Below are 20,444 nucleotides of genomic sequence, written 5' to 3'. Positions count from 1 at the left end.
GGCCGTATTGAAACGGCGTCATGATGAAATGGATATTCTTTTCTCTTCTGGCGCTGTCTTCAGCACGGGCGGCGGATCTGCGTGTGGGTGCGGCGACGGTGAGCATCACGCCAGACAGGCCTGTGGCGCTGGCAGGGCAGTTTGGGACGCGTGTCTCGAAAAGTGTGGAGGCGCCGGTGATGGCTGCGGTGGTGGCGCTGGAGTCTGTGGAAAACGGAAAGCCGGTGGAGCAGGCGGTTTTTATTTCGTGTGACCTGGTGGGGATTCATCACTCGGTGCTGGCGCAGTTTCGTGAGCATCTGAAGCCGCTGATTCCTGAGCTGGATGTGCGGAAGGTGATCGTGTCCGCCACGCACACGCATACTGCGCCGGTGACTTCGGAGATCATGGAGGAGACGCTGATCACGTACCCGATCCCGAAGGAGGGGGTGATGCAGCCTGCGGAGTACACGGCGTTTATGATGGAGCGGCTGTCACAGGCGGTGGTGAAGGCGTGGAAAGAGCGTGCGCCGGGCGGGGTGAGCTGGACGCTGGGGTTTGCGCAGATCGGTGAGAACCGGCGCTCCGTGTTTGCGGACGGGCATGCGGAGATGTACGCAAAGACGGGGGATGCGAGATTCCGCCACCTGGAGGCGGGAGCGGACTCCGGGGTGGAGACGCTGTTTTTCTGGGATGCGAACCAGAAGCTGATGGCGGTGGCGGTGAACATCGCATGCCCGGCGCAGGAGGTGGAGAGCCGCAGCACGCTGAACGCGGACTTCTGGCACGATGCACGGGAGCAGCTGAGGGCGAAGCTGAATCTGCCAGAGCTGACAGTGCTGGGCTGGTGCAGCGCGGCGGGCGACCAGTCGCCCCACCCGCAGTACCGCAAGGAGGCGGAGGCGCGCATGCTGAAGCTGCGAGGGCTGACACGGCAGCAGGAGCTGGGAAGACGGCTGGCCCATGCGGTGGCCGACACGCTGGATGCGGCGAGGACGGACATCCGCAAGGATGCGGTGCTGGGGCATCATGTGGAGGATCTGGCGCTGCCACCGCGTGTGATCCTGGAGCGTGAGTATGAAGATGCGAAACGCAACGTGACGCAGTACAGCGTGGTGGAGAAGCCGGACAACCGTGTGACGACGATGCTGCGGCTGGAGAAGGGGATCGTGGAGCGGTTTGAGCATCAGAAGGACCTGCCGCCGTATGAGATGGAGCTGCATGTGCTGCGGCTGGGCGATGTGGCGCTGACGACGAACACCTTTGAGCTGTATCTGGACTGGGGCGTGCAGATGAAGGCGCGCAGCCCGGGGCAGCAAACCTTTGTGCTGCAACTGACGAACGGCTGCGGGATGTACCTGCCGACGGAGCTGGCGATCCATGGTGGGAGCTACAGTGGCCTGCCGCACGTCAACAAGGTGGGGCCGGAGGCAGGGCAGTTGCTGGTGGACAGCGCGGTGCGGGCGATGCACCGGCTGTTTCCTGTAGCAGACGCGAAGTGAAAAGGACTGAGTTTTCCAATGGATGCCGGGGGGCGGGCACGAGTGGCCGCCTCACTAACTTGGGAGGTCAGTGGTCGGGGGTGTAGAATTTGGAGGGCTTGGAGAAGCCTTCGACCGGGCCTTCGTGGACGAAGCGGACTTCGTTTTCCGCGGCCATGCGTTTCACGGCGGCTTCGGTGAGGAGGGTGTTTTGTTTTTGAGAGGCGGCCACTTTTTCGACGCGGAAGACGAAGTTCACCTCGGGGCCGTGGAGGTTGAGTTCGTTCATGGTGGGCACGGTGCCGAGCATGGCAGCACCGAAGTGGAGCACGACGCGGAAGGGCGGATTGGCCGGGCTCTGAGCCTCATGGAGCCTGGCCACAGCCTGCCGCACCTGGATGGCGCTGTCCGGCGTGTCGTCCCAGTAGCAGAAGAATCCGTCTCCCAGATATTTGGACATGTGGCCGCCACATTCGTCGATGATCTGGCGGCAGTTTTTGAACCAGCTGCCGGTCATGCGCGGGAACTGTGCGCCTTGGAGAGTCTGGGAGAGCTGGGTGGAGCCGATGATGTCCGCCACCATGAGCCAGCACTGGGCCTGGCGGATCTGGATCATGGTGGAGGCCATGGCCTGCTGGCCGGCGGGATGCAGGGCGCTGAGAATCTCCGTGGCAAACTCCAGTTCGTTGCTGGCTACGCGGATGATGTCCCCATTGTGCAGGCGCACGGACTGGGAAATGCGGCGGCCATTCACATAGGTGCCGTTGGCACTGCCGAGATCTACCAACCAGAATTCACGCTCGCCCTGCGCCTGGATGATGGCGTGGCGGCGGGACACCTCCTTGTCAGCGATGGGGAGAGTGTTGTCCGGCGACCGGCCGATGCTGCAGGTGCCGCTCAAGTCATGGCGCTCCCCGTTGGGAAGGCGCAGCCAGGACTGGAGGAGGGTGGTGCTCATGGTCGGTCGGAATTAACGCACCATTGTGGCAAAGGATGTCAGGCAAGCCAAGAACCTTGCGTGGCAAATCGCAGCTTGTCAGAAGAAGGCAGGTCTGAGATCGTGCCTGCCTTATGGAAGTTTCTGTCGAATTTCACCGGCTGTTCAACCAGATCGAGGCCGGGTTGTGGTTCGCCATTGCGCTGGCACTCGCCATCTGGCTGCGCATGCGGCGGCCCTGGCGCTGGCTGCTGCCGCTGTCCTTTGGCGTGTTTGGCGTTTCGGATCTGATCGAGGCGGAAACGGGGGCGTGGTGGGAGCCGTGGTGGCTGTTTGTGATGAAAGCCGCCTGTGTGCTGGTGTTTCTGCTGGCTTTTCTGGACCGCAGGCGGCAGGAGAAGAAGAATAAAAATGGCTGAGTCTCCCTACAAATTTTGCAGCAACTGCGGCGGCAGTGAGTGGATCGAGAAGAGTGAGCGTGAGTTTGTCTGCGCTGCCTGCGGCTACCGGCACTTCATCACGCCCATCGCGGCGGCGGTGGCGGTGCTGCTGGATGCGCAGGATCGTGTGCTCGTGGTGCGCCGCGCGCATGAGCCGGGGCTGGGCAAGCTGGGGCTGCCTGGCGGTGTGATCGAACCCGAGGAGACCGGCGAGATGGCGGTGGCGCGCGAGGTGCACGAAGAGGTGGGCATCGAACTGCCCGCGAGCGCGTTCACGTATTTTCTGGCGCTGAACAACCGATATCCGTTTCAAGGTTTTACGTGGCCGACGATCGACCTTTTCTTTGTGGCCCGTGTGCCGAACTTTGACAGCGTGAAGAAGCAGGATTCGGAGGTCTCCGAAGTGCTGATCTGCCCGCTGGACGAGGTGCCGCTGGAGGACTTTGCTTTTTGGACGAATGCGGAGGCGGTGAGAAGGTGGCGTGATGGAAAATGACGAGGCCGAAGTTTGTTACGGACTTCGTCATTCATTCACTTCTTCGGGCCGTCGTCTGATTTTGGATTCACTGCGCCCGGCTCTGGTTTTGCCGATTCTACAGCCGCCTTCCAGCGCATGAGTTCGTCATAATAATCACCGTATTGTTTCCAAGGGTATTGTGAGTCGGGAGGGTATTGCTTGATCCACGTGTCGAAATCAGGGTGGTAGTTATGGTGCCAGCACTCCGGGTCAGGAACGAACCCTGAAGTCTTGCACCAAGGCAGCCAGACTTCTGTGTAAAAGGTCTGCATTTTTCCCAGCGCGACATGTTCGAGCCTGGTGATTTTCACGATGTAGTCGTGACGGGTGCATTTGCTGGCGCAGGCGTCCGCAAGCGCATCACTAAACCCAGTAGCGTTTTCCAGATTCAGGAGTTCAAACACTGCCTCCTTCCACAAGCGCTCGAAAATTTGATTGGAGGTTTCTTTGCCGTCAGCGGCGGGCATTTCGAGATAGAGGTAGCCTGTGTCATTGCCGTAGGAATGCATGGCCTGGGCACCTTCGGTGGGGATGTCCCCATGCCAGGCGGTCCAGAAGCGGGTGGTCTTGCCGGCGTAGTGCTCCGCCACCCACTGCCAGATGCTGTCCTGCGGCCGCACCCAGAGGATCTGCTCGCCGACTTTGTAGGTTTTCATGACAGGCCGGTCTGCCAGCATGTGCTGCATCTGTTTCTTCGACCAGCTTTCAGCGGTTTCTGATTTGGAAAAACCTTCGCCAAATGCCGACAGGCTTTGTGCCAGCAGGAGGAGAAGCAGAAGTGCTTTCTGCAAAGACATGGGCGGAATGTGTCATGGCGCTGAGGTGGCTGCAAGAGTGCAGTAGCCACCTCGGGCGGCGAGAAGAGTACTGCACTCTATGCCGCCACGGGCGCGGGTGCGTCGAACCAGCGGTTGTGTTCTTTGATGAGATCGATGAGGCGTTCGACTGCTTCTTCCTCGGGGATGTTGAACTTCACGGCGGTCTTGCCGACGTAGAGGTTGATCTTGTCCGGCGCGCCGCCGACGTAGCCGAAGTCGGCGTCGGCCATTTCGCCTGGGCCGTTGACGATGCAGCCCATGACGGCGATGCGCACGCCTTTGAGATGGCCGGTGGCGGCGCGGATCTTTTGCGTGGTGGTCTGGAGATTGAAGAGGGTGCGGCCGCAGCTCGGGCAGGCGACGTAGTCGGTCTTGAAAATGCGCACACCGGCGGCCTGCAGGATGTTGTAGCTGATGCGAAGGGCCTGGCCGGGCGCCTCTTCGCCATTCACGATGACGGCATCGCCAATGCCATCGCACAGCAGCGATCCGATATTCGTGGCGGCGACGAGAAGGTTCTCCGTAAAGTCATCGCTGCCAGCGGCCTGCAGGGTGTCTTTGAGCAGGATGGGATGGCGCGACTGGAGCTTCGCGGCGAGGAGACGGTAAGCAGCGATGACGGGCAGATTGAGGCCGTCTTTGATGGTGACGAGCTTTGCGGTGGCGCTGTCGTAAAGACTGGCGATGGCGGCATCGTCACGCGGGTCGAGCTCGACCACGCCGCTGTCTTCGATGACGACTTCAGGTTTGTAGTCGCCGAGCTTGTCGATCTTGTGTGCGACGGCGTCCCATTTTTTGCGGGTGGTGAAAACGGGCACGGTTTCCAGGCCGCCGGTTTTGACGCCATTGACGGTGATCACTTCTGAGGCGCGGCGCACATAGTCGAAGGGATCGTAGCTGACCTGCGGGGCATTGGAAATGTGCTCAAAGCGCGTGGGAACGCCTTCGTTGTACGGCTTCACGAGCTGCTGGGCCACGGGGATCTCGAAGATGGCGTCCTCGGTCAAAGAAACGCGCACGGTGTCGCCGATGCCGTCTGCAAGGAGGGAACCGATGCCGATGGCGCTCTTGATGCGGCCGTCTTCGCCATCGCCTGCCTCGGTGACGCCGAGGTGGATGGGGTAGTTCCAGTCGGAGCCGAGTTCATTGAGATGGGCGACGAGCAGGCGGTAGGCCTCGATCATGACCTTTGGATTGCTGGCCTTCATCGAGAAGAGGAAATTGTGGTAGCCCTGCGCACGCGCGATGCGGGCAAACTCCAGCGCGCTTTCGACCATGCCAAGCGGGGTGTCGCCATGGCGGTTCATGATGCGATCGCTCAGAGAGCCGTGATTGGTGCCGATGCGCATGGCGCGGCCGAGGCGGAGACACTCCTTCACCAGCGGGACGAACTGCTCCTCCATGTAGGCCACTTCAGCGGCGTACTCGGCATCGGTGTATTCCTTGACGGCGAACTTCTTCTTGTCGGCGTAGTTGCCGGGATTCACGCGGACTTTTTCCACCCACTTCACGGCCTCCATGGCGGCGTCGGGCTTGAAATGGATGTCCGCCACAAGGGGCACGTCGCAGCCAGCGGCGCGGATGCCATCGCGGATGTGCTGGAGATTTTCAGCGATAACACGGGTTTGGGCAGTGACGCGGACGATCTGGCAGCCGGCCTCGGCGAGACCGAGGGCCTCTTTCACGCAGGCGGCGGCATCGCGGGTGTCGCTGGTGAGCATGCTCTGCACCACGACGGGGGCGCCACCGCCGATCTGGACTTTTCCCACCATGACCGGGCGCGTCTCGCGGCGTTGGTAATGGTAAAGGTCGTGGCAGTAGCGGAGCAAGGGGGAAGACATGGTGGATGCTTAGAATGCCGGATTGCAGCGGTGACGCAAACGGGAAGCGGCGGGCGTAAGCCGACGTTTACAAGATTCTTACATGGGTCTTGCCGGATCGATCTTGGAATGCTAGGATTTGACTCAATATGGCAAATATCGTTGTTATTGAAGATCACCCCCCAGTACTGAAGCTTCTGGCCGCCCTCTGCCGATCCGAGGGGCATGATGTGATGGCTTACGACAATGGCCGCGCGGGGCTGGATGCCATCCGTGAGATGACTCCAGACCTGGCTCTGGTGGACCGCCGGCTGGGTGAAATGGACGGTCTGGACATGATCCGAGACGCCCGCGAGGCCTCGCCACAGACCCGCTTTGTGATGGTGTCCGCATGCTCTGAGACGCGGGACATCGTGACCGCGGTGCGCCGGGGCGTGTGTGACTACGTGACCAAGCCCTTCGAGCCTGAAGAAATCAAAGCTGCAGTGGATCGCGCGCTCAATGAGCCCGTGGAGCCACCGCCTCCGCCGGCCTCACGACAAAAGCTGATCATCCTTTGTCCGAAGAAGGCGGCGTGAGCTGTGCCTGGCGGCAGCCGAACGCGTGCAGGCAGTGCCTCATTTTGACCTTTGAAGTTCGCAGTCGCTGGCGCATTGGTAGCCATGGAAAACGTCCGCCGTCTGCTGTTTGCCCTGTTCGTCTTCGTGCTGGCCGCGCTGCTGTTTGCATGGTGGCGGAACGGGCGCGAGGGCTATGGCGCGATCAATCTGGTAAAGAGCGAAAAGCCGGGTGCAGGGCCGCTGACGCAGCCGAAGAAGTCCAAGATCTCGCTGGATGAACTGCCGCTGCTTAGCCGCCTGAATGACGAGCTGGCAAAGGTGTCCGCCTCCGTGCTGCCCTCGGTGGTCAGTGTGACCACCACCTCCTTCCGCGCGGGCTCCACGGGGTGGCACTCCATCAAGGATGCCGCGGGGAAAGGGCGCGATCCTGTTCCCAGCCTAGGCTCCGGCGTGATCATCAGCAAGGAGGGACATGTGGTCACCAACTATCACGTGATCGAAGGGCTGCAGGCCAACATTCAGGTGACCACCAACGACAACACGCCGCACCTGACGGTCATCCTAGACTACAACAAGGAGAGGGACATCGCCCTGCTTAAAATCGAAAGTCCACGCGTTGATTTTCCCGCGTTGAACTTTGCCAATTCAGACGATGCGCGAGTGGGCCAGATTGTGCTGGCGGTGGGGAATCCCTTTGGCCTGAGCGGGACAGTGACGCAGGGCATCATCAGTGCGCGCGACCGCCACCTCAGTGACAGCCAGTTAGACTATCTGCAAACGGACACGGCGATCAATCCGGGCAATTCTGGCGGGCCGCTGGTGAATGTTCGGGGGGAGATTCTGGGCATCAATGTCTCGATTTATCGCGGTGATACCTCGGTCAGCAGCTGGCAAGGGGTGGGACTGGCCGTGCCGTCCAATGAAGTGAAGGCCCTGGTGGAAAACATGATCGCCAAGCTGAAGGAGAATGATAAAAATGCCGCAGGCATGAGCGGGACGACCGGGAAGGGCTACCTCGGCCTGGAAGTCAGCAGCGAGCCGGTGGAGATCGATCCTGTATGGGGCACCTCCCGCCGTGGTGCGCTGGTCTCGGGCATTGGCGACAAGTCCCCGGCTGCGGATGCTGGGCTGCGTCCGGGCGATGTGGTGACGAAGTTTCAGGGGATGGCGTTCCGCTCCCCTGCCGACCTGTTGCAGATCATCCGCACCCAGCCGCCGGGCTGCGAAGTGAAGCTCGAAGTGATCCGCAACAGCAAGATCGGGGACATCATTGCCCGTCTGGGAACGAGGCCTGAGCCGGAGCAGTGAGAGAGCGAAGGCTTTGAAGACTTTCTGACCGGCTTGGTGAGGAATTACCGAGGCTTCAGCACGAGGTGCTGCCCACTGCGGGTGGTGGAGATGCGGATGGCGTCCGCCTCAAACTGCATTTCCACGCTTCCAGCGGTCCAGGTGTCGAGGAGAGGGATGTGGTGCTTCGTGGTATGATGCAGCAGGTCGGGAGGCTGGGCGGTCTGGACATCCCGGGCGTCGCTGCCGCAGAGGATGAGCTGAGGGCGGACGCGGAGGAGAAATTCGGCGCTCGGAGAGAGGTCCTCCTCGTGCTGGCTGCGGATGAGGACATCGCACTGGAGATCGGCGGCGCTGGCGCAGAGGGCTTTCTCGGCCCGCCAGCCGGCATCGCTCATCCACAGCACGCGCCAGGGGCCGAGATGAAGCAGCAGCACCATGGCGCGGTCGTCCCCGCTCTCTCCCGGGAGATGCGCCGTGGGGAGAAGCATCTGAGCTTCGACCTTGAACGCGGCGGTGTCTGAAAGCGTGATGCTTTCACCGGTCTGCAAGGCGTGAAGGAGAGGGGGATGTGGCTGGTCGAGCAGAAGGCGCAATGGCGAGCGCGAGGAGTCACGCGATCCGGGCTCCTGGGCGCTGGCATAGAGTCTGGGTGCATGAAACGTGGTGAGCACCGAGGTCAGGGCGCCGATGTGGTCGGCGTCGTTGTGGCTTAAAAACACGCCGGTGACTTGATCGACGCCGCTGGAATACAGGTATGGGCGCAGCACGCGGCGGAAGCCGGCCTCGTCTCCTGTGTCAAACAGCCAGTGCGCCGTGCCGATGCGGAGGTGATTGGCCGCGCCGCCGTGGGGAACCTCCAGCGAGCGCCAGACAGCGGGGGAGCGCGCGAGAGATAAACCAGGGTGAAAGTGGAAGTTTGCGCCAGGGAGGCTGGCGAACCACGCAGAGCTGACGATCATGGCCCTGGCGAGGAGCCAGTTGGCGTTGTTGAAAAGAACCTGTGCTCCGGTGAGGTGCAGAGCCGCCGCACAAAGGCTGAGACAGGTGACGCCAAGACAGAATGAGGAGAGCGGCACGAGCACCAAGTTGGCGATGACGGCCACGGGGGTCACGGATTGAAAATGACCGAGAATGAAGGGAAGGCTGCCGAGCCATGCGGCGACGGAGACAGAGACGGTGCGCACGAACCACATGCGGCATTGGCTGGAGGCCCGCTGGCGCCAGCTGGCAAGCTGAGGAGGCAGAAAAGGATCCAGCCGGGCGTAGGGCGTGAAGAATTCCAGCAGCGGAGCCGCGCCGATGGTGCTGAGCCAAAGCACGCCAAAGGACAGCTGAAAGCCGGGCATGAAGAGCTGGTGGGAGTCCGTGGCGAGAAGAAGCAGCGCCGCTGCGCCGAGGCTGTTTTGCAGCGAGGATTCCCGGTCCAACAAGGCGGCGCTGAGGTAGATGGCCACCATGAATGCCGCGCGGGCCGCAGAGGGCCGCCAGCCGGTGACAAAGGCGTATGCAAACACGACAAAGATGACCAGCCACAGAGAATGATCGCGCCGCATTCCCGCCATGCCCAGCACTGTCAGCACGATGAACCCAAGGAGACCGACATGCAGGCCGCTGACAGCAAAGACGTGGAGGGTGCCGCTGTCTCGAAAGGCGTCCTCGACCTCGTCGTCCGCCTCCGAAGAAACCCCGAGGGCCATGGCGCGCAGAACGGCCACGGTCTGGGGATCGTCTTCGAGGTCCTGAGCGAGCTGGGTGCTGATCCACTGCCGGCAACGCTCCGCCTGTTCCAGGAAAAAGCAGGAAAGCACCGCGCCGCCGCCGTCCATGCGCTGAAGTTTTTCGACGTCGAAGCTTGCCACGCGGCCCATGCGCAGAGCGTATCCCTGCGCGTCAAAGGTGCCGGGATTGGACGCGCTGCGCGGCTGGTAGAGGGTGCCATGGAGTTCAAACACGCCCGGTCCAGGGAAGGAGGTGTGACGAGGCAGGCGCACCAGCAGAGAGGCGGGTTGTGAAAAAGTGGCGCCGGTGGCTGTGAGCTGGATCTGCTGCGTGGTGCAGAGCGCATGCACGCGTTCGTCAGCAGTGGAGTCAAACTCCGGCAGCAGGCTGCCGCGCAGCACCGCCTGCACGGGGCCCTCATGCTGCTGCAAGGCGAGCCGAAGCGGATGGAGGAAGGTCTCGTCCGTGCGCGTGGAGTGGATGAAGGCAAAGACCATGAGGCAGCCCGGCAGGGCCAGCCATGCACGCCTGGTGATCAGCGCGGCAGCAAGCAGCGCGGTGGTCACAACAAGAAATCCCGTGCCATGCGCGTCCAGCCAGCCCCATTCACTGGCGAGGATGCCGGACACGGCCAACAGCGCCAGAGCCATCAGCGGATTGGTCCGTGCCCAGCGCTGGAGCTTTGCAAGCATGCAGCAGTTGAATTTGAACCGCCTAGACCGTGGCCGCGCCTGAGGAGGCTGACTTCGAGCGCTGCTCCATCAGCAGCTTGTACTGCATCTGCTCGAGCTCACTCATGCGATGGTGGGCATTGGCGCTGTGGCGTGTGTTCGGGAAGTTGCCGATGATCTGTTCGAGCATGTCCCGCGCGGTTTCAAAATCATGGCGGTGGGTGAGGTGCACATCGGCGATGCGGAACATGATGAAGGCGGCGTCGTCCACGGGCCAGTCCTTGCTCTGCAGGTGCTCCTCAAGGGCCTTCAGAGCCGACTGAGGGTCGTGCAAACGTTCGGCATAGACTTTGGAAATTTCAGCAACGGGGAAGGGATCGTCGGGCTTGTCCTCCAGCATTTTTTCGTAGTACTCGATCGCGCCGGGATAGTCACCTTTGGCAATGCAGGCGGCCGCCTTGGTCATCTTGTCCTGCTCGACCCGCTCGCCGGAGGAGAAGACAGCCTCCCCCATCATGTCGCCCACCCAGGGGATGACATACTTCACGGCAAGCAGGCCGCCGATGAGGCCGATGAAGATCATGAACACCAGCTTTCCGCCGTCGCCCATGTCTTTCATGAGATTCCACAGCAGGGCGAGGAGAAGAACTGCGAGAGTGATGACACAGATGCGGATGATAAGCGCTTGGTTCATAATTCGGGCTGGTTAAAGCGACGCTATCAAAACGGCCTCGTTTCACCAAGCACGAAATTTGGCGGGGAAATCCGTGAGGTGAGATCATCACTGCGATCAGCCGCCTCCCAGCGCTTTGTAAAGCTGGGCCTGCACCTGGAACTGGCGTTTGGTCACGCCGATCAACTGGAGGCGGGCCTTGAGGGCATTTTGCTGAGCGTTGAGCACTTCGATGTAGGTGGCGCGGCGGGTGCGGAAGAGGTCTGAGGCCGTGCCCACGGACTCGATGAGCAGGTGGACCTCGCGGGCTTTCACAGACTGCAGATCCTTCAGGATGCGAATGAGGGCGAGCTGGTTGTGCACCTCCACGTAGCCGGTTACGATTGACTGCTGGTAGGCGGCCAACGCCTCCAGCTGGGAGGCATTGGCATGATCAAACTCAGCCTGGATGGCCTGGCGGTTGATGAGCGGCGCCACGAGGCCGCCCAGCGCGGAGTAAGTGGCGGAGTGTGCGCTGAACAGGAGGTTGCTGCGGAAGGCCTGCAGACCCAGCATGCCATTGATGGAGACAGAAGGCAGAAATGCCGCCCTGGCTGCTTTCACGTCCGCCTTGGTGGCAGCGAGTTCAAATTCGGCACGGCGGATGTCAGGGCGGTTTTTCAGGAGGTCCGCCGGAACGCTGGAGGAGAGCTGGGGCAACGCCGTGTGCTGGAGTCCCGACATGCTGCGCGGAATGGGCCGGCGGGGATCTCCCAACAGGCTGCAGATGATGCCCTCCTGCTCGACGATACGCTCCTGGGTGTCCAGTCGCATGCCTTGCAGGTTGAAGAGGAGGGCTTCAAACTGCTGCACTGCCAGTTCGTTGGCGGCACCAGCCTGCTTCTGCGTCCGGACGGTTTCCAGAGCTGAGCGCTGGATCTCGATGGTTTCGTCGATGTTCGTGATCTCGGCATCGAGCGCGAGCAGTTCATAGTAGGCGGTGGCCAGTTCTGCGATGAGCTGGGTTTGTACGAGATTTCTACCCTCCACGCTGGCGAGCACGCGTGCTGTGGCGGAGGTTTTTTTGCTGCGCAGTTTTCCCCAGAGATCGATCTCCCAGCTGGTCTGCAGGCCGAGGGAATAGTCTGGCAGATCTCTTGGGACCACGCGGCCGTCATAGATGGGCGTGGTGCTATTGCCCGCGCCATCCATGGTGTAGAGGCCGAAGCGCTGCAGTCCGGCGCCCGCCACGCCGGAGACCTTTGGCATCAGCGCCCCGCGTGCGGCGGTGATCTGCGCCCTGGCCATCTCGATGCGTTGCAGCGCGATCTTGAGGTCGCGGTTGTTCTCGAGCGCCCTGTCAGTTAGAGCCTGCAGTTTTGGATCGGTGAAATGCCGGCGCCACTGGCTGACGCCGGTGAAGGCGGCCGATTTGTCCGGTGTCTGAGCCACGGACGGAGGGGCGTTTTTCCGGAAGAGACGGAGACCCTCACAGCTGGTGAGGAGCAGCGGCATGAGTGAAATGCATGCGCTCAGAAGGGACCAGTTCTGTGGCGAAACTTCACGCATGGTCGGGTGCTTTGGCGGGTTCAGAGGTTCGGGTGAGAGAGGCGAAAATGACGTAGAGTCCGGGGATGATGAGCAGGCCAAACACGGTGCCAAAGATCATGCCGCCCACGGCCGCGGCACCGATGGTGCGGTTTCCGGCCGCACCTACGCCCGAGGCCGCCATGAGAGGGCTGAGGCCGGCGACAAATGCGAGAGACGTCATGAGGATGGGCCGCAGGCGCGAGGTGGCGCTTTCCACCGCGGCCTGCAAAGGCGTGAGGCCTTCGCGCTGGCGCTGGATGGCAAATTCCACAACGAGGATGGCATTCTTTCCCAGCAGGCCGATCAACATGATCATGGAAACCTGCGCGTAGATGTTGTTTTCCAGCCCCATTCCCAGCAGAAACACAAACGCACCCACCAGTCCCGTGGGGAGGGAGAGAATGACAGGCAGCGGCAGCAGGAAGCTCTCATACTGCGCGGACAGCAGAAGGTACACAAAGGCCAGGCAGATGATGAAGATGTACACCGCCTGGTTTCCCGCCATGATCTGGTCCCGGGTGATTCCGGCCCAGTCGATGCTGAAGCCTTTGGGGAGCTTTTCTTTTGCTGTTTCCTGGATGGCTTTGATGGCCGCGCCGCTGCTAAATCCCACAGCGGGCTCGCCATTGATCTCCGCGGAGGTGAACATGTTGTAGCGCGTGACCTGGTCCACCCCAAAGACCTTCTCCAGCTGTACAAAGGTGGCTATCTGCACCATCTCCCCGGTTTCATTTTTGACGTGCAGTTTGAGGAGATCCTCCGGCCGAGCACGGTACTCCGGGAGTGTCTGCACCATGACTTTGTAGAGCTGGCCGAAGCGTATGAAATTGGTGGCATATTTGCCGCCCAGCATGGTCTGCAGGGCGCTCATCACGTTGTTTGCGGTCACGCCTTTCTGCGCCGCCTTGTCGCTGTCCACATGAGCGAGGTACTGGGGGAAGCTGGCATCAAAACTGGTGAAGGCATTGGCGATCTCAGGCCGCTGCTTCAGATCGGCGATGAACCTTGCCGCGACGGCCTCCATGTTTTTGAAGTCGCCGGTGCCGGTACGGTCGAGCAGGCGGAGTTCGAAGCCGCTGGCATTGCCATAGCCGGGAACGGCTGGCGGCGAGAAGAGCTCGATCTCTGCGTCCTTGATATGGCGCGTCCTGCTCACGAGCTCACTCATCACCGCGCCGACGGTCTCCTTGCGGTCATGCCACCCGGTGAGATTAACCAGGCATGAGCCGTAGGTGGAGCCGTTGGCGTCGGTGATGATGTTTGAGCCGGCCAGGGTGGAAACTGAGGAGATGGCCGGGATTCCTTCGCAGCAGCGCTGCACCTCATCCACGACCGCCTTGGTGCGTTCCAATGTGGAGCCCGCGGGAGTGGTGATGCCCACGTAAAACGCGCCCTGGTCTTCATTGGGGATGAAGCCGGAGGGCAGCCTGCCACCCGTGAGCACCATGACAACGCAGAAGGCCAGCAGCAGCAGCCAGCTGACGCCGCGCCTGCCGGCCAGCGCCATGATCCACCCATGGTAAACACCGGAGACCCTGTCGTAGCTTTTGTTGAAGCCGGTGAAGAAGCGGTTCAGCAGGCCGCTGCTCTTCGGCGCATGATGCATGTTTTTCAGCATCAGGGCGCACAGTGCGGGCGTGAGCGTGAGCGCCACGACGCCGGAGAGCACGATCGCAATGGCCATGGTCAGCGCGAACTGCTGGTAGAAAATGCCAGAAGGGCCGGACATGAAGGAAGCGGGCACAAAGACGGCCGCCATCACGAGTGTGATGGCGATGATGGCGCCGCCGATCTCCCCCATGGCCTCCTCCGTGGCCTGGCGCGGCCCGGCGCCGGTGCTTTCCATCTTTGCATGCACCGCCTCGACGACCACGATGGCACCGTCCACCACGATGCCGATGGCCAGCACCAGGGCCAGCAGGGTGATGAGGTTCAGCGAAAATCCGAGAAGCTGCATGAAGAAGAAGGTGCCCACCAAGGACACCGGCACGGCGATGACCGGAATGAGCGTGGAGCGCCAGTCCTGGAGGAAGACGAAGGTCACGATGGACACGAGGAGAAAGGCCTCCACAAGGGTGCGCACGACCTCGTGCAGGGAGGCGTCAAGGAAGCGCGAGACATCGTAGCTGATCTCGTAGTTCATGCCTTTGAGGAAGGTGGTCTCCTTAATCTCCGCCATGCGCTGCTTGATGCTGGCGATGACTTCGTTGGCATTGGAGCCGGGGAGCTGCTTGAGCAGGATGGCGGCAGTGGGCCTGCCATTGAGCTTTGCCTCAACGTCAAAATAGTTTGTGCTGAACTCGACCTCCGCCACGTCCTTGATGCGCAGCACCTGCCCCTCCTCATTGGAGCGGATGGGAATTTTCTCATAGTCCTCCTTCGTGCGGTATTTGCCGGCGTAGCGGATGACGTACTGCAGATGCGGTTCCGACTTGTCCGAGCTTTCCCCCACCTTGCCGGGGGCGGCCTCCACGTTCTGCTCCTTGAGTGCCACGAGCACGTCATCTGCCGAGATGTTGTAGGCCAGCATGCTGTCCGGCTTCAGCCAGATGCGCATGGCATATTCCCGGGTTCCGAGGATGTCCACAAAGCCGACGCCTTTGATGCGCTTGAGTTCGGTGAAGATGTTGATGTCGGCGAAGTTGTACAGAAACATCTCGTCGATGTCAGGATTGGTGCTGGTGATGTCGAGGTACATCAGCATGGCCTTCTCCTCCTTGGCGATGCGGACGCCGGCCTTGATGATTTCCTCCGGCAGCTCGCCCATCACCGTGGCCACGCGGTTTTGCACATTCACCGCAGCCACGTCCGGATCCGTGCCTGCCTCAAAGACCACCGAGATGACGCCGACACCATCATTCGCAGCACGCGAAGACATGTACTTCATTTTTGGCACGCCATTGATGGAGCGCTCCAGCGGAACGATGGCTGCCTTTGTCAGAGTCTCGGCATTGGCGCCGGTGTACTCCACCGTCACATTGACCTCCGGCGGTGCGATGCTGGGAAATTGTGTGATGGGAAGCTGAACCAAGGCGAGGAGCCCCAGAAAGGTGATGATGATGGAAACGACCATCGAGAGCACGGGTCTGCGGATAAACTCTTGGATCATTCAGGCCTTCTTGTTCTCGTTTGGGTGCATGGACGGGGAGGCCGGAGCGCGCAGGGTCTGTGCCGCGCCGATTCCGGGCCGGTTTGTTTTTGGATTGATGCTGACCGCCGCCTTATCTTGCCGCGTAGAAGGGGGCCACCTCCTCCAGGGATTTGAAGTCGGGCGCTATCACTTCGCCCTCCTTCACCACCTGGATGCCTTCGAAGATGATGCGGTCCGTGGGCAGCAGGCCCGAGTCGATGACGTAGTGGTTCGGCAGGCGCAGGCTGGTGCCGATGCTGCGAAGCTGAATGCTGTTGTCCGAATTCAGCAGGAAGACGCAAATTTTGTCCTGAACTTCAAACGTGCATTTCTGCGGGATGACGAGGGCGTTTTTAAGGCGTGACTGCACCATCACCTTGCCGCTGGAGCCGTGCTTGAGAAGGTGTTCAGGATTGGGGAAGCGGGCGCGGAAGGCGATGTTTCCCGTGCTCCTGGATATGACGCTTTCCCATGTTTCGATGCGGCCTTTGTGCGGGTGGATCTCACCGTTGGCCAGCTCCAGCTCCACGCTGCCTTCCACTCCCAGATCCTTTCTGCGCGCCAGTTCGAGATACTCGCGTTCCGACACATTGAAGTAGGCGTACACATCGCCGTCATTGGAGATGGAGGTGAGCAGGTCTCCCTCGGAGACGAGGCTGCCCGACTTGGTGCGGATGCGATTGATGATGCCGTCAAATGGAGCGCGGACTTCGGCATACGTCAGCCTGCGCTCCGCATCTGAGACGGTGGTGCGCATTTCGTCCACCCTGGCCATGGCGGAGTCCAGCCTGGCCTGCGCGAGCTCCCACTCCGAGCGGGCGATGATTTTTTTCTCCAACAACAGCTGATTATTGCGCAGGTCGATCTCCGCCATCTTGGCCTCGGCCATGGCGGACTTGAGCCTAGCATGGGCGCGCTTGAGCTCCTCCTGATACTCATGGCTGCTGATGGTGAAGAGCACCTGACCTTTGGTGACGCGCTGACCTTCATCCACCGGGATGGTTTCCAGGTGGCCGTTCACACGTGCGCGCAGCTCGATGAAGTTGGAGTTCTGAATGCTGGCCACGTATTCCTGGCCATGCGGCACATCCATGACCATGCCGGAGGTGACGGGGTAGGATTTGCTTTTATCGCTGCCGGCAGCGGTTTTTTTCTCGCTGCAGGAGAGCGCTGGCAGGAGCATCGCGCAGCACAGGGCTGTTTTTGCGATGACGCTGGCTCGTTGTTCACTGAAATAATGACGGGGGATCATGAAACTTTTGCATGAGCATCAGATATGCCACTTCTCCAAAGCATGCCAAAAATGCCACGTTCCCGGAGTGTGGCGGGCTGCGTTTTCCATCCCTTTGACGGGCTATTTTCTGCCGCTTCAAGGCAGATGGCTGTATTTGCGATCCGCCTATTCCAAATCACCCATTTTCAAGGGTGGGAGGAGGAAGCGGGGGCAAGGAGGGCCTTTTCTGCCTTCTGTGGCACGCGGAGGCGGGCGGCCATGTCATAGGTGAATGTAGCGGTTTACGCTACCTGCTATTTACAATGGGGCGCCACAAATGAAGCTGAGGCTTTTCGGCCTATTCACCGCGCAGATCCAGGCAGAGAACACGGGAGCCAGATTTTTGCAGAAGATCCTGCGACTGCTGGCGCAGGTAGAGCAGACCATGGCTGAGAGCGGGCAGGCTCCAGGTGTTCAGTGCATAGAAGGGTTGTGCCTGGGACTGTACCTTGGCTCCGGCGGGGCTTAGATCCAGCCAGTGCAGGGAGCCACTCTCGCCGAGGCAGAGGAAGGCTCCGTCCACTTTCAGCAAACTCGCGCGAAGGATGCTGAGACGGATGGGGTTTGAGCGGCCCGTTTGTTTGCTGAACTCCGCATCCTCCCATTCGATGTGCTGCTCCCACACTTCCGCACCGGTGTCCGCATTCACACAGACGAGGCGGGATTTCGGCTCCGTCTCGCCATCGATGGCGTAGAGGTGGCCTTCGTGGTACACCGGGTTCATCCAGTGGACGGCCAGCTTTTGAGACTGCCAGACTTCCTTTGCCTGAAAGCCGGCGTCATACTCCACCATCACGCCACCGAGCGGGCGCCCTTTGGGATAGGCTGTGGTGATGAAGGCGCGATTTTTTCCCGGAATGACCACGGGCGAGGTGCCGATGGCCTGAATGTAGTCTTCATTTCGCCACGGAAATCTGGAATGCAGCTTTCCGCTCGCGGGATCGATGCACATGAGGCCGCCGATGGCGGGATCGCTCTCTCCGCCGGCATAGACGAGCACTTTTGTCTGACCGTGCAGAGTGGCGGGAATGGGGGAGGCATAGCTGGCGCCCCAAGCGTCATCGACGGTCCACAGGACCTTGCCGCTTTGCAGATCAAACGCGGCCACGCTCACCCCTGCCTCGGCGAGCCGGGTCTTGCGCTCGCGGAGTCCTTCGTTGCCTTCGAGCACGCCTTTCTTGCCGCCGACGTTCAGGATCACCCGGCCATCGAGGATCAATGGCGTGCCGCCCGCGCCGAAGAAGTCCTGCGGCACGTTGTATTCTTTGCGCAGATCGTGCTGCCAAAGGGGCTTGCCAGTTTTCAAATCAAAGGCGCGGAGTTCCGAGGTGACGCCATAAGTCACCACCACGTCTGCGGCGATCACCGGGCTGCCGCGCGGGCCATTGCCGAAGCCGTAGCGATCCTGATAGGAGATGGGATAATCCTGGGACCAGAAGCGCTTGCCGGTTTCGCGATGCAGACACTCGACGGTTTCCCTGCCATCCGGGGCGTGGAAGATGACGCAGTAATCACCGCTGATGGCGGGGGAGTTGTAGGCTTCTCCCATCTGGACTTCCCAAACCGGCTTCGGCTGGCCTGCGGCCCAAGTTTTGAGCAGGTGCGTCTCTGGTGAATGCGCATCATTCGTGGGGCCAAGCACGCGCGGCCAGTCACTGGTCTTCGCTTCTTTCGAAAGGGGATTTGGCGCCGCATGGAATGTGAGGCGGTCAAAAGCCTCCTGCGCGGAGCAGAGGTTCACGGTGAAAAGGAGCAAAAACAGGCTCGACGATTTTTTCATGAGGCGCCATGCTAGCCACAGTCATGAGGAACGCCACATCCATCCTTGTTTCATTCTACATCCATGAATTCGCGAACGGCCTACGTCCTGAGTGACGCCGAAGGAAAGGCTTATAGTGCGAATGGCGCGGTGGCGGCCCAGGGATTCAAGCACCTTGGCTACACGGTGCGCTACTTCACGCGGGAGGAGCTGCCGCAGCTCGACATTTTATGGGACACGCCGGTTGTTGCAGGCGTGGGGACTGTCGTCAAGGCTTTGAAACAGCTTGGCATTGAGCCGCCCGCCCACCAGACGCTGCCCGCGGTGCTGACACCTTTTTTGGGCCGCCGGTGCTGGCGGAGCACGATAGGAGACATTCGCCGCGAGGGGGTGTTTCCGATTTTTCTAAAACCTTTTGAAGACACCAAGCGCTTCACGGGTTTTGTCGCTCAACGTGAGGCGGACATTGACGCCATCCCGACTCACGAGGGCGATGAACCGCTGACCCCTGACTATGTGGTGCTGGCGCAGGAGCCGGTGAACTTCCGCTCGGAGTGGCGGACCTTCGTGCTGCGTGGACGAGTGGTGGGCACGGCGCTGCATACAGGAGATCCGCTGCTTTTTCCCAATGCGCAGATCATCCGGCAGACCGTCGCCGCGTATGAGCCTCCTCTGGCGGGCTACAGCGCAGACTTTGGAGTCACGGATGATGGCCGGACCTTGTTGATCGAGATCAACGAAGGTTACTCCCTTGGGTCGGGGCATTTGAAGGCTAATCAGTATGCCGACCTGCTGCGCTCGCGCTGGGAGGAGATGACAGGAAATGGCTGACGACGCTGGAACGAGGCGCAGCAAAAGCCAAGGATCGTCCGTTGAGCCGTCCAATTTCCGGCGTATGTCGTATCCCGACCTACCCAATCCCATGCTCATCCCGACCTCTTTTCCCACCTCCAACGGCCCTGCTGAATCCAAGCCACTGATCTCGCAGGAGGGCTGGGTGGTGCAGCATCTGTTTTTCAACATTGACCATGGCTACTGGGCTGCGCTGACGCCGGAGGAACGGCAGGAGCGGCGGGAGAATTTTTCGCGCACGATCGAGGCTATCCGCAAACACCCCGGCACGCAGCTTCTCGCGTTTGCCATGGTCTCGCCAAAGTCAGAGCTGGGCTTCATGCTCATCACTCCGGACCTGCATGACTCGCAGCGGTTTGAGAAGCAGATCACTCTGGCGCTGGGCGCGGATGTGCTGACGCCCGCCTACAGCTACCTTTCCATGACGGAGTGGACGGAGTACTCGCAGAGCGAGGAGGAGTTCAAGGTGCAGCTCGAGAAGGCGGAAAACCTGACTCCTGGGACGGAAGCCTTCGAGAAACGTCTGGCGGAGTGGAAGGGGCATATGACGAAGTACTTTAACGACCGTCTGTACCCCAACATGCCGGACTGGCAGGTCTTCTGCTTTTACCCCATGAGCAAGCGCCGCAACGTGGGCGCCAACTGGTATGCCAATGACTTTGCCAAGCGTCGTGAACTCATGGGCGGCCATGCGAAAACCGGCCGCAAATATGCCGGCAAGGTGCGCCAGCTGATCTCGGGCTCCACGGGCCTGGACAGCCACGAATGGGGTGTGACGCTTTTTGCGCACGACATGTTCCAGATCAAAAGCATCGTGTATGAGATGCGCTTTGACGAGGTGACCACGCAGTATGGGGAGTTTGGAGACTTTTACATAGGCATCCAGCCACCGACGAACGAGCTGCTGCAGCGGGTGATGCTTGCGTGAGGCGGGATTGGGTGCATCTCTGAGTTCT

The 20,444-nt window shown here is 60.8% G+C and carries 16 protein-coding genes; 7 read left to right on the top strand and 9 right to left on the bottom strand.

What is annotated here, in order from left to right:
- The first annotated feature begins 20 nt into the window (after positions 1-20).
- Positions 21-1,481, top strand: a complete 1,461-nt coding sequence (locus ACILSR_RS02030; protein ID WP_395748050.1) for a hypothetical protein — start codon at positions 21-23, stop codon at positions 1,479-1,481.
- A gap of 67 nt (positions 1,482-1,548) precedes the next feature.
- Here ACILSR_RS02030 and ACILSR_RS02025 read toward each other — a convergent pair whose 3' ends face one another.
- Positions 1,549-2,418, bottom strand: coding sequence for an FHA domain-containing protein (locus ACILSR_RS02025; RefSeq protein ID WP_395748049.1), 870 nt, complete (start codon positions 2,416-2,418; stop codon positions 1,549-1,551).
- Positions 2,419-2,531: 113 nt separating this feature from the next.
- On the opposite strand from ACILSR_RS02025, the gene ACILSR_RS02020 reads away from it, so the two are divergent.
- Positions 2,532-2,816 carry a hypothetical protein gene (locus ACILSR_RS02020; protein ID WP_395748048.1) on the top strand — a complete coding sequence of 95 codons (285 nt, stop codon included), beginning with the start codon at positions 2,532-2,534 and terminating at the stop codon, positions 2,814-2,816.
- Positions 2,809-3,333, top strand: coding sequence for an NUDIX domain-containing protein (locus tag ACILSR_RS02015; RefSeq protein ID WP_395748047.1), 525 nt, complete (start codon positions 2,809-2,811; stop codon positions 3,331-3,333). The genes ACILSR_RS02020 and ACILSR_RS02015 overlap by 8 nt, the downstream gene beginning before the upstream one ends.
- A gap of 35 nt (positions 3,334-3,368) precedes the next feature.
- Here ACILSR_RS02015 and ACILSR_RS02010 read toward each other — a convergent pair whose 3' ends face one another.
- Together ACILSR_RS02010 and ispG are read right to left on the bottom strand one after the other, a co-directional pair.
- Positions 3,369-4,151, bottom strand: coding sequence for a hypothetical protein (locus ACILSR_RS02010; RefSeq protein ID WP_395748046.1), 783 nt, complete (start codon positions 4,149-4,151; stop codon positions 3,369-3,371).
- Positions 4,152-4,228: 77 nt separating this feature from the next.
- Positions 4,229-6,013 (bottom strand): (E)-4-hydroxy-3-methylbut-2-enyl-diphosphate synthase, encoded by a 1,785-nt coding sequence (gene ispG / locus ACILSR_RS02005; RefSeq protein ID WP_395748045.1) that lies wholly within the window; start codon positions 6,011-6,013, stop codon positions 4,229-4,231.
- A gap of 128 nt (positions 6,014-6,141) precedes the next feature.
- Between ispG and ACILSR_RS02000 the strand changes: the two genes are divergently transcribed.
- Both ACILSR_RS02000 and ACILSR_RS01995 read left to right on the top strand, forming a co-directional pair.
- Positions 6,142-6,570: a response regulator gene (locus ACILSR_RS02000; RefSeq protein WP_395748044.1), complete on the top strand. Its 429-nt coding sequence runs from the start codon at positions 6,142-6,144 to the stop codon at positions 6,568-6,570.
- Between the two features lie 84 nt (positions 6,571-6,654).
- Positions 6,655-7,860, top strand: coding sequence for a S1C family serine protease (locus ACILSR_RS01995; RefSeq protein ID WP_395748043.1), 1,206 nt, complete (start codon positions 6,655-6,657; stop codon positions 7,858-7,860).
- Between the two features lie 44 nt (positions 7,861-7,904).
- On the opposite strand, the gene ACILSR_RS01990 is transcribed toward ACILSR_RS01995, so the two are convergent.
- The 6 genes from ACILSR_RS01990 to ACILSR_RS01965 all read right to left on the bottom strand — a co-directional run bounded on the left by ACILSR_RS01990 (position 7,905) and on the right by ACILSR_RS01965 (position 18,618).
- Positions 7,905-10,253 (bottom strand): ComEC/Rec2 family competence protein, encoded by a 2,349-nt coding sequence (locus tag ACILSR_RS01990; protein ID WP_395748042.1) that lies wholly within the window; start codon positions 10,251-10,253, stop codon positions 7,905-7,907.
- Positions 10,254-10,275: 22 nt separating this feature from the next.
- The gene (locus ACILSR_RS01985; RefSeq protein WP_395748041.1) at positions 10,276-10,926 is read right to left on the bottom strand and encodes a tol-pal system YbgF family protein; all 651 of its coding nucleotides are present in this window, start codon (positions 10,924-10,926) and stop codon (positions 10,276-10,278) included.
- A gap of 96 nt (positions 10,927-11,022) precedes the next feature.
- On the bottom strand, positions 11,023-12,399 hold the full coding sequence (locus tag ACILSR_RS01980) for an efflux transporter outer membrane subunit (RefSeq protein ID WP_395748040.1): 1,377 nt from the start codon (positions 12,397-12,399) through the stop codon (positions 11,023-11,025).
- Positions 12,400-12,445: 46 nt separating this feature from the next.
- Positions 12,446-15,583 (bottom strand): efflux RND transporter permease subunit, encoded by a 3,138-nt coding sequence (locus ACILSR_RS01975; protein WP_395748039.1) that lies wholly within the window; start codon positions 15,581-15,583, stop codon positions 12,446-12,448.
- A gap of 112 nt (positions 15,584-15,695) precedes the next feature.
- Positions 15,696-16,856, bottom strand: coding sequence for an efflux RND transporter periplasmic adaptor subunit (locus tag ACILSR_RS01970; RefSeq protein WP_395748038.1), 1,161 nt, complete (start codon positions 16,854-16,856; stop codon positions 15,696-15,698).
- Between the two features lie 319 nt (positions 16,857-17,175).
- Complete coding sequence (locus tag ACILSR_RS01965; RefSeq protein ID WP_395748037.1) at positions 17,176-18,618, bottom strand: PQQ-binding-like beta-propeller repeat protein; 1,443 nt, start codon at positions 18,616-18,618, stop codon at positions 17,176-17,178.
- Between the two features lie 102 nt (positions 18,619-18,720).
- Between ACILSR_RS01965 and ACILSR_RS01960 the strand changes: the two genes are divergently transcribed.
- Together ACILSR_RS01960 and hemQ are read left to right on the top strand one after the other, a co-directional pair.
- Positions 18,721-19,467: an ATP-grasp domain-containing protein gene (locus tag ACILSR_RS01960; protein WP_395748036.1), complete on the top strand. Its 747-nt coding sequence runs from the start codon at positions 18,721-18,723 to the stop codon at positions 19,465-19,467.
- 91 nt (positions 19,468-19,558) lie between these two features.
- A complete protein-coding gene (hemQ, locus tag ACILSR_RS01955; RefSeq protein WP_395748035.1) occupies positions 19,559-20,416 on the top strand; it encodes a hydrogen peroxide-dependent heme synthase in 858 nt (285 codons plus the stop codon).
- The last annotated feature ends 28 nt before the right edge of the window (positions 20,417-20,444 follow it).

Origin of the sequence: Prosthecobacter sp., assembly GCF_044222565.1 — a bacterium.
Classification (GTDB): Bacteria; Verrucomicrobiota; Verrucomicrobiia; order Verrucomicrobiales; family Verrucomicrobiaceae; genus Prosthecobacter.
Note: the sequence above shows the minus strand (reverse complement) of the source record. Positions and strands in the feature narration are given on the sequence as shown.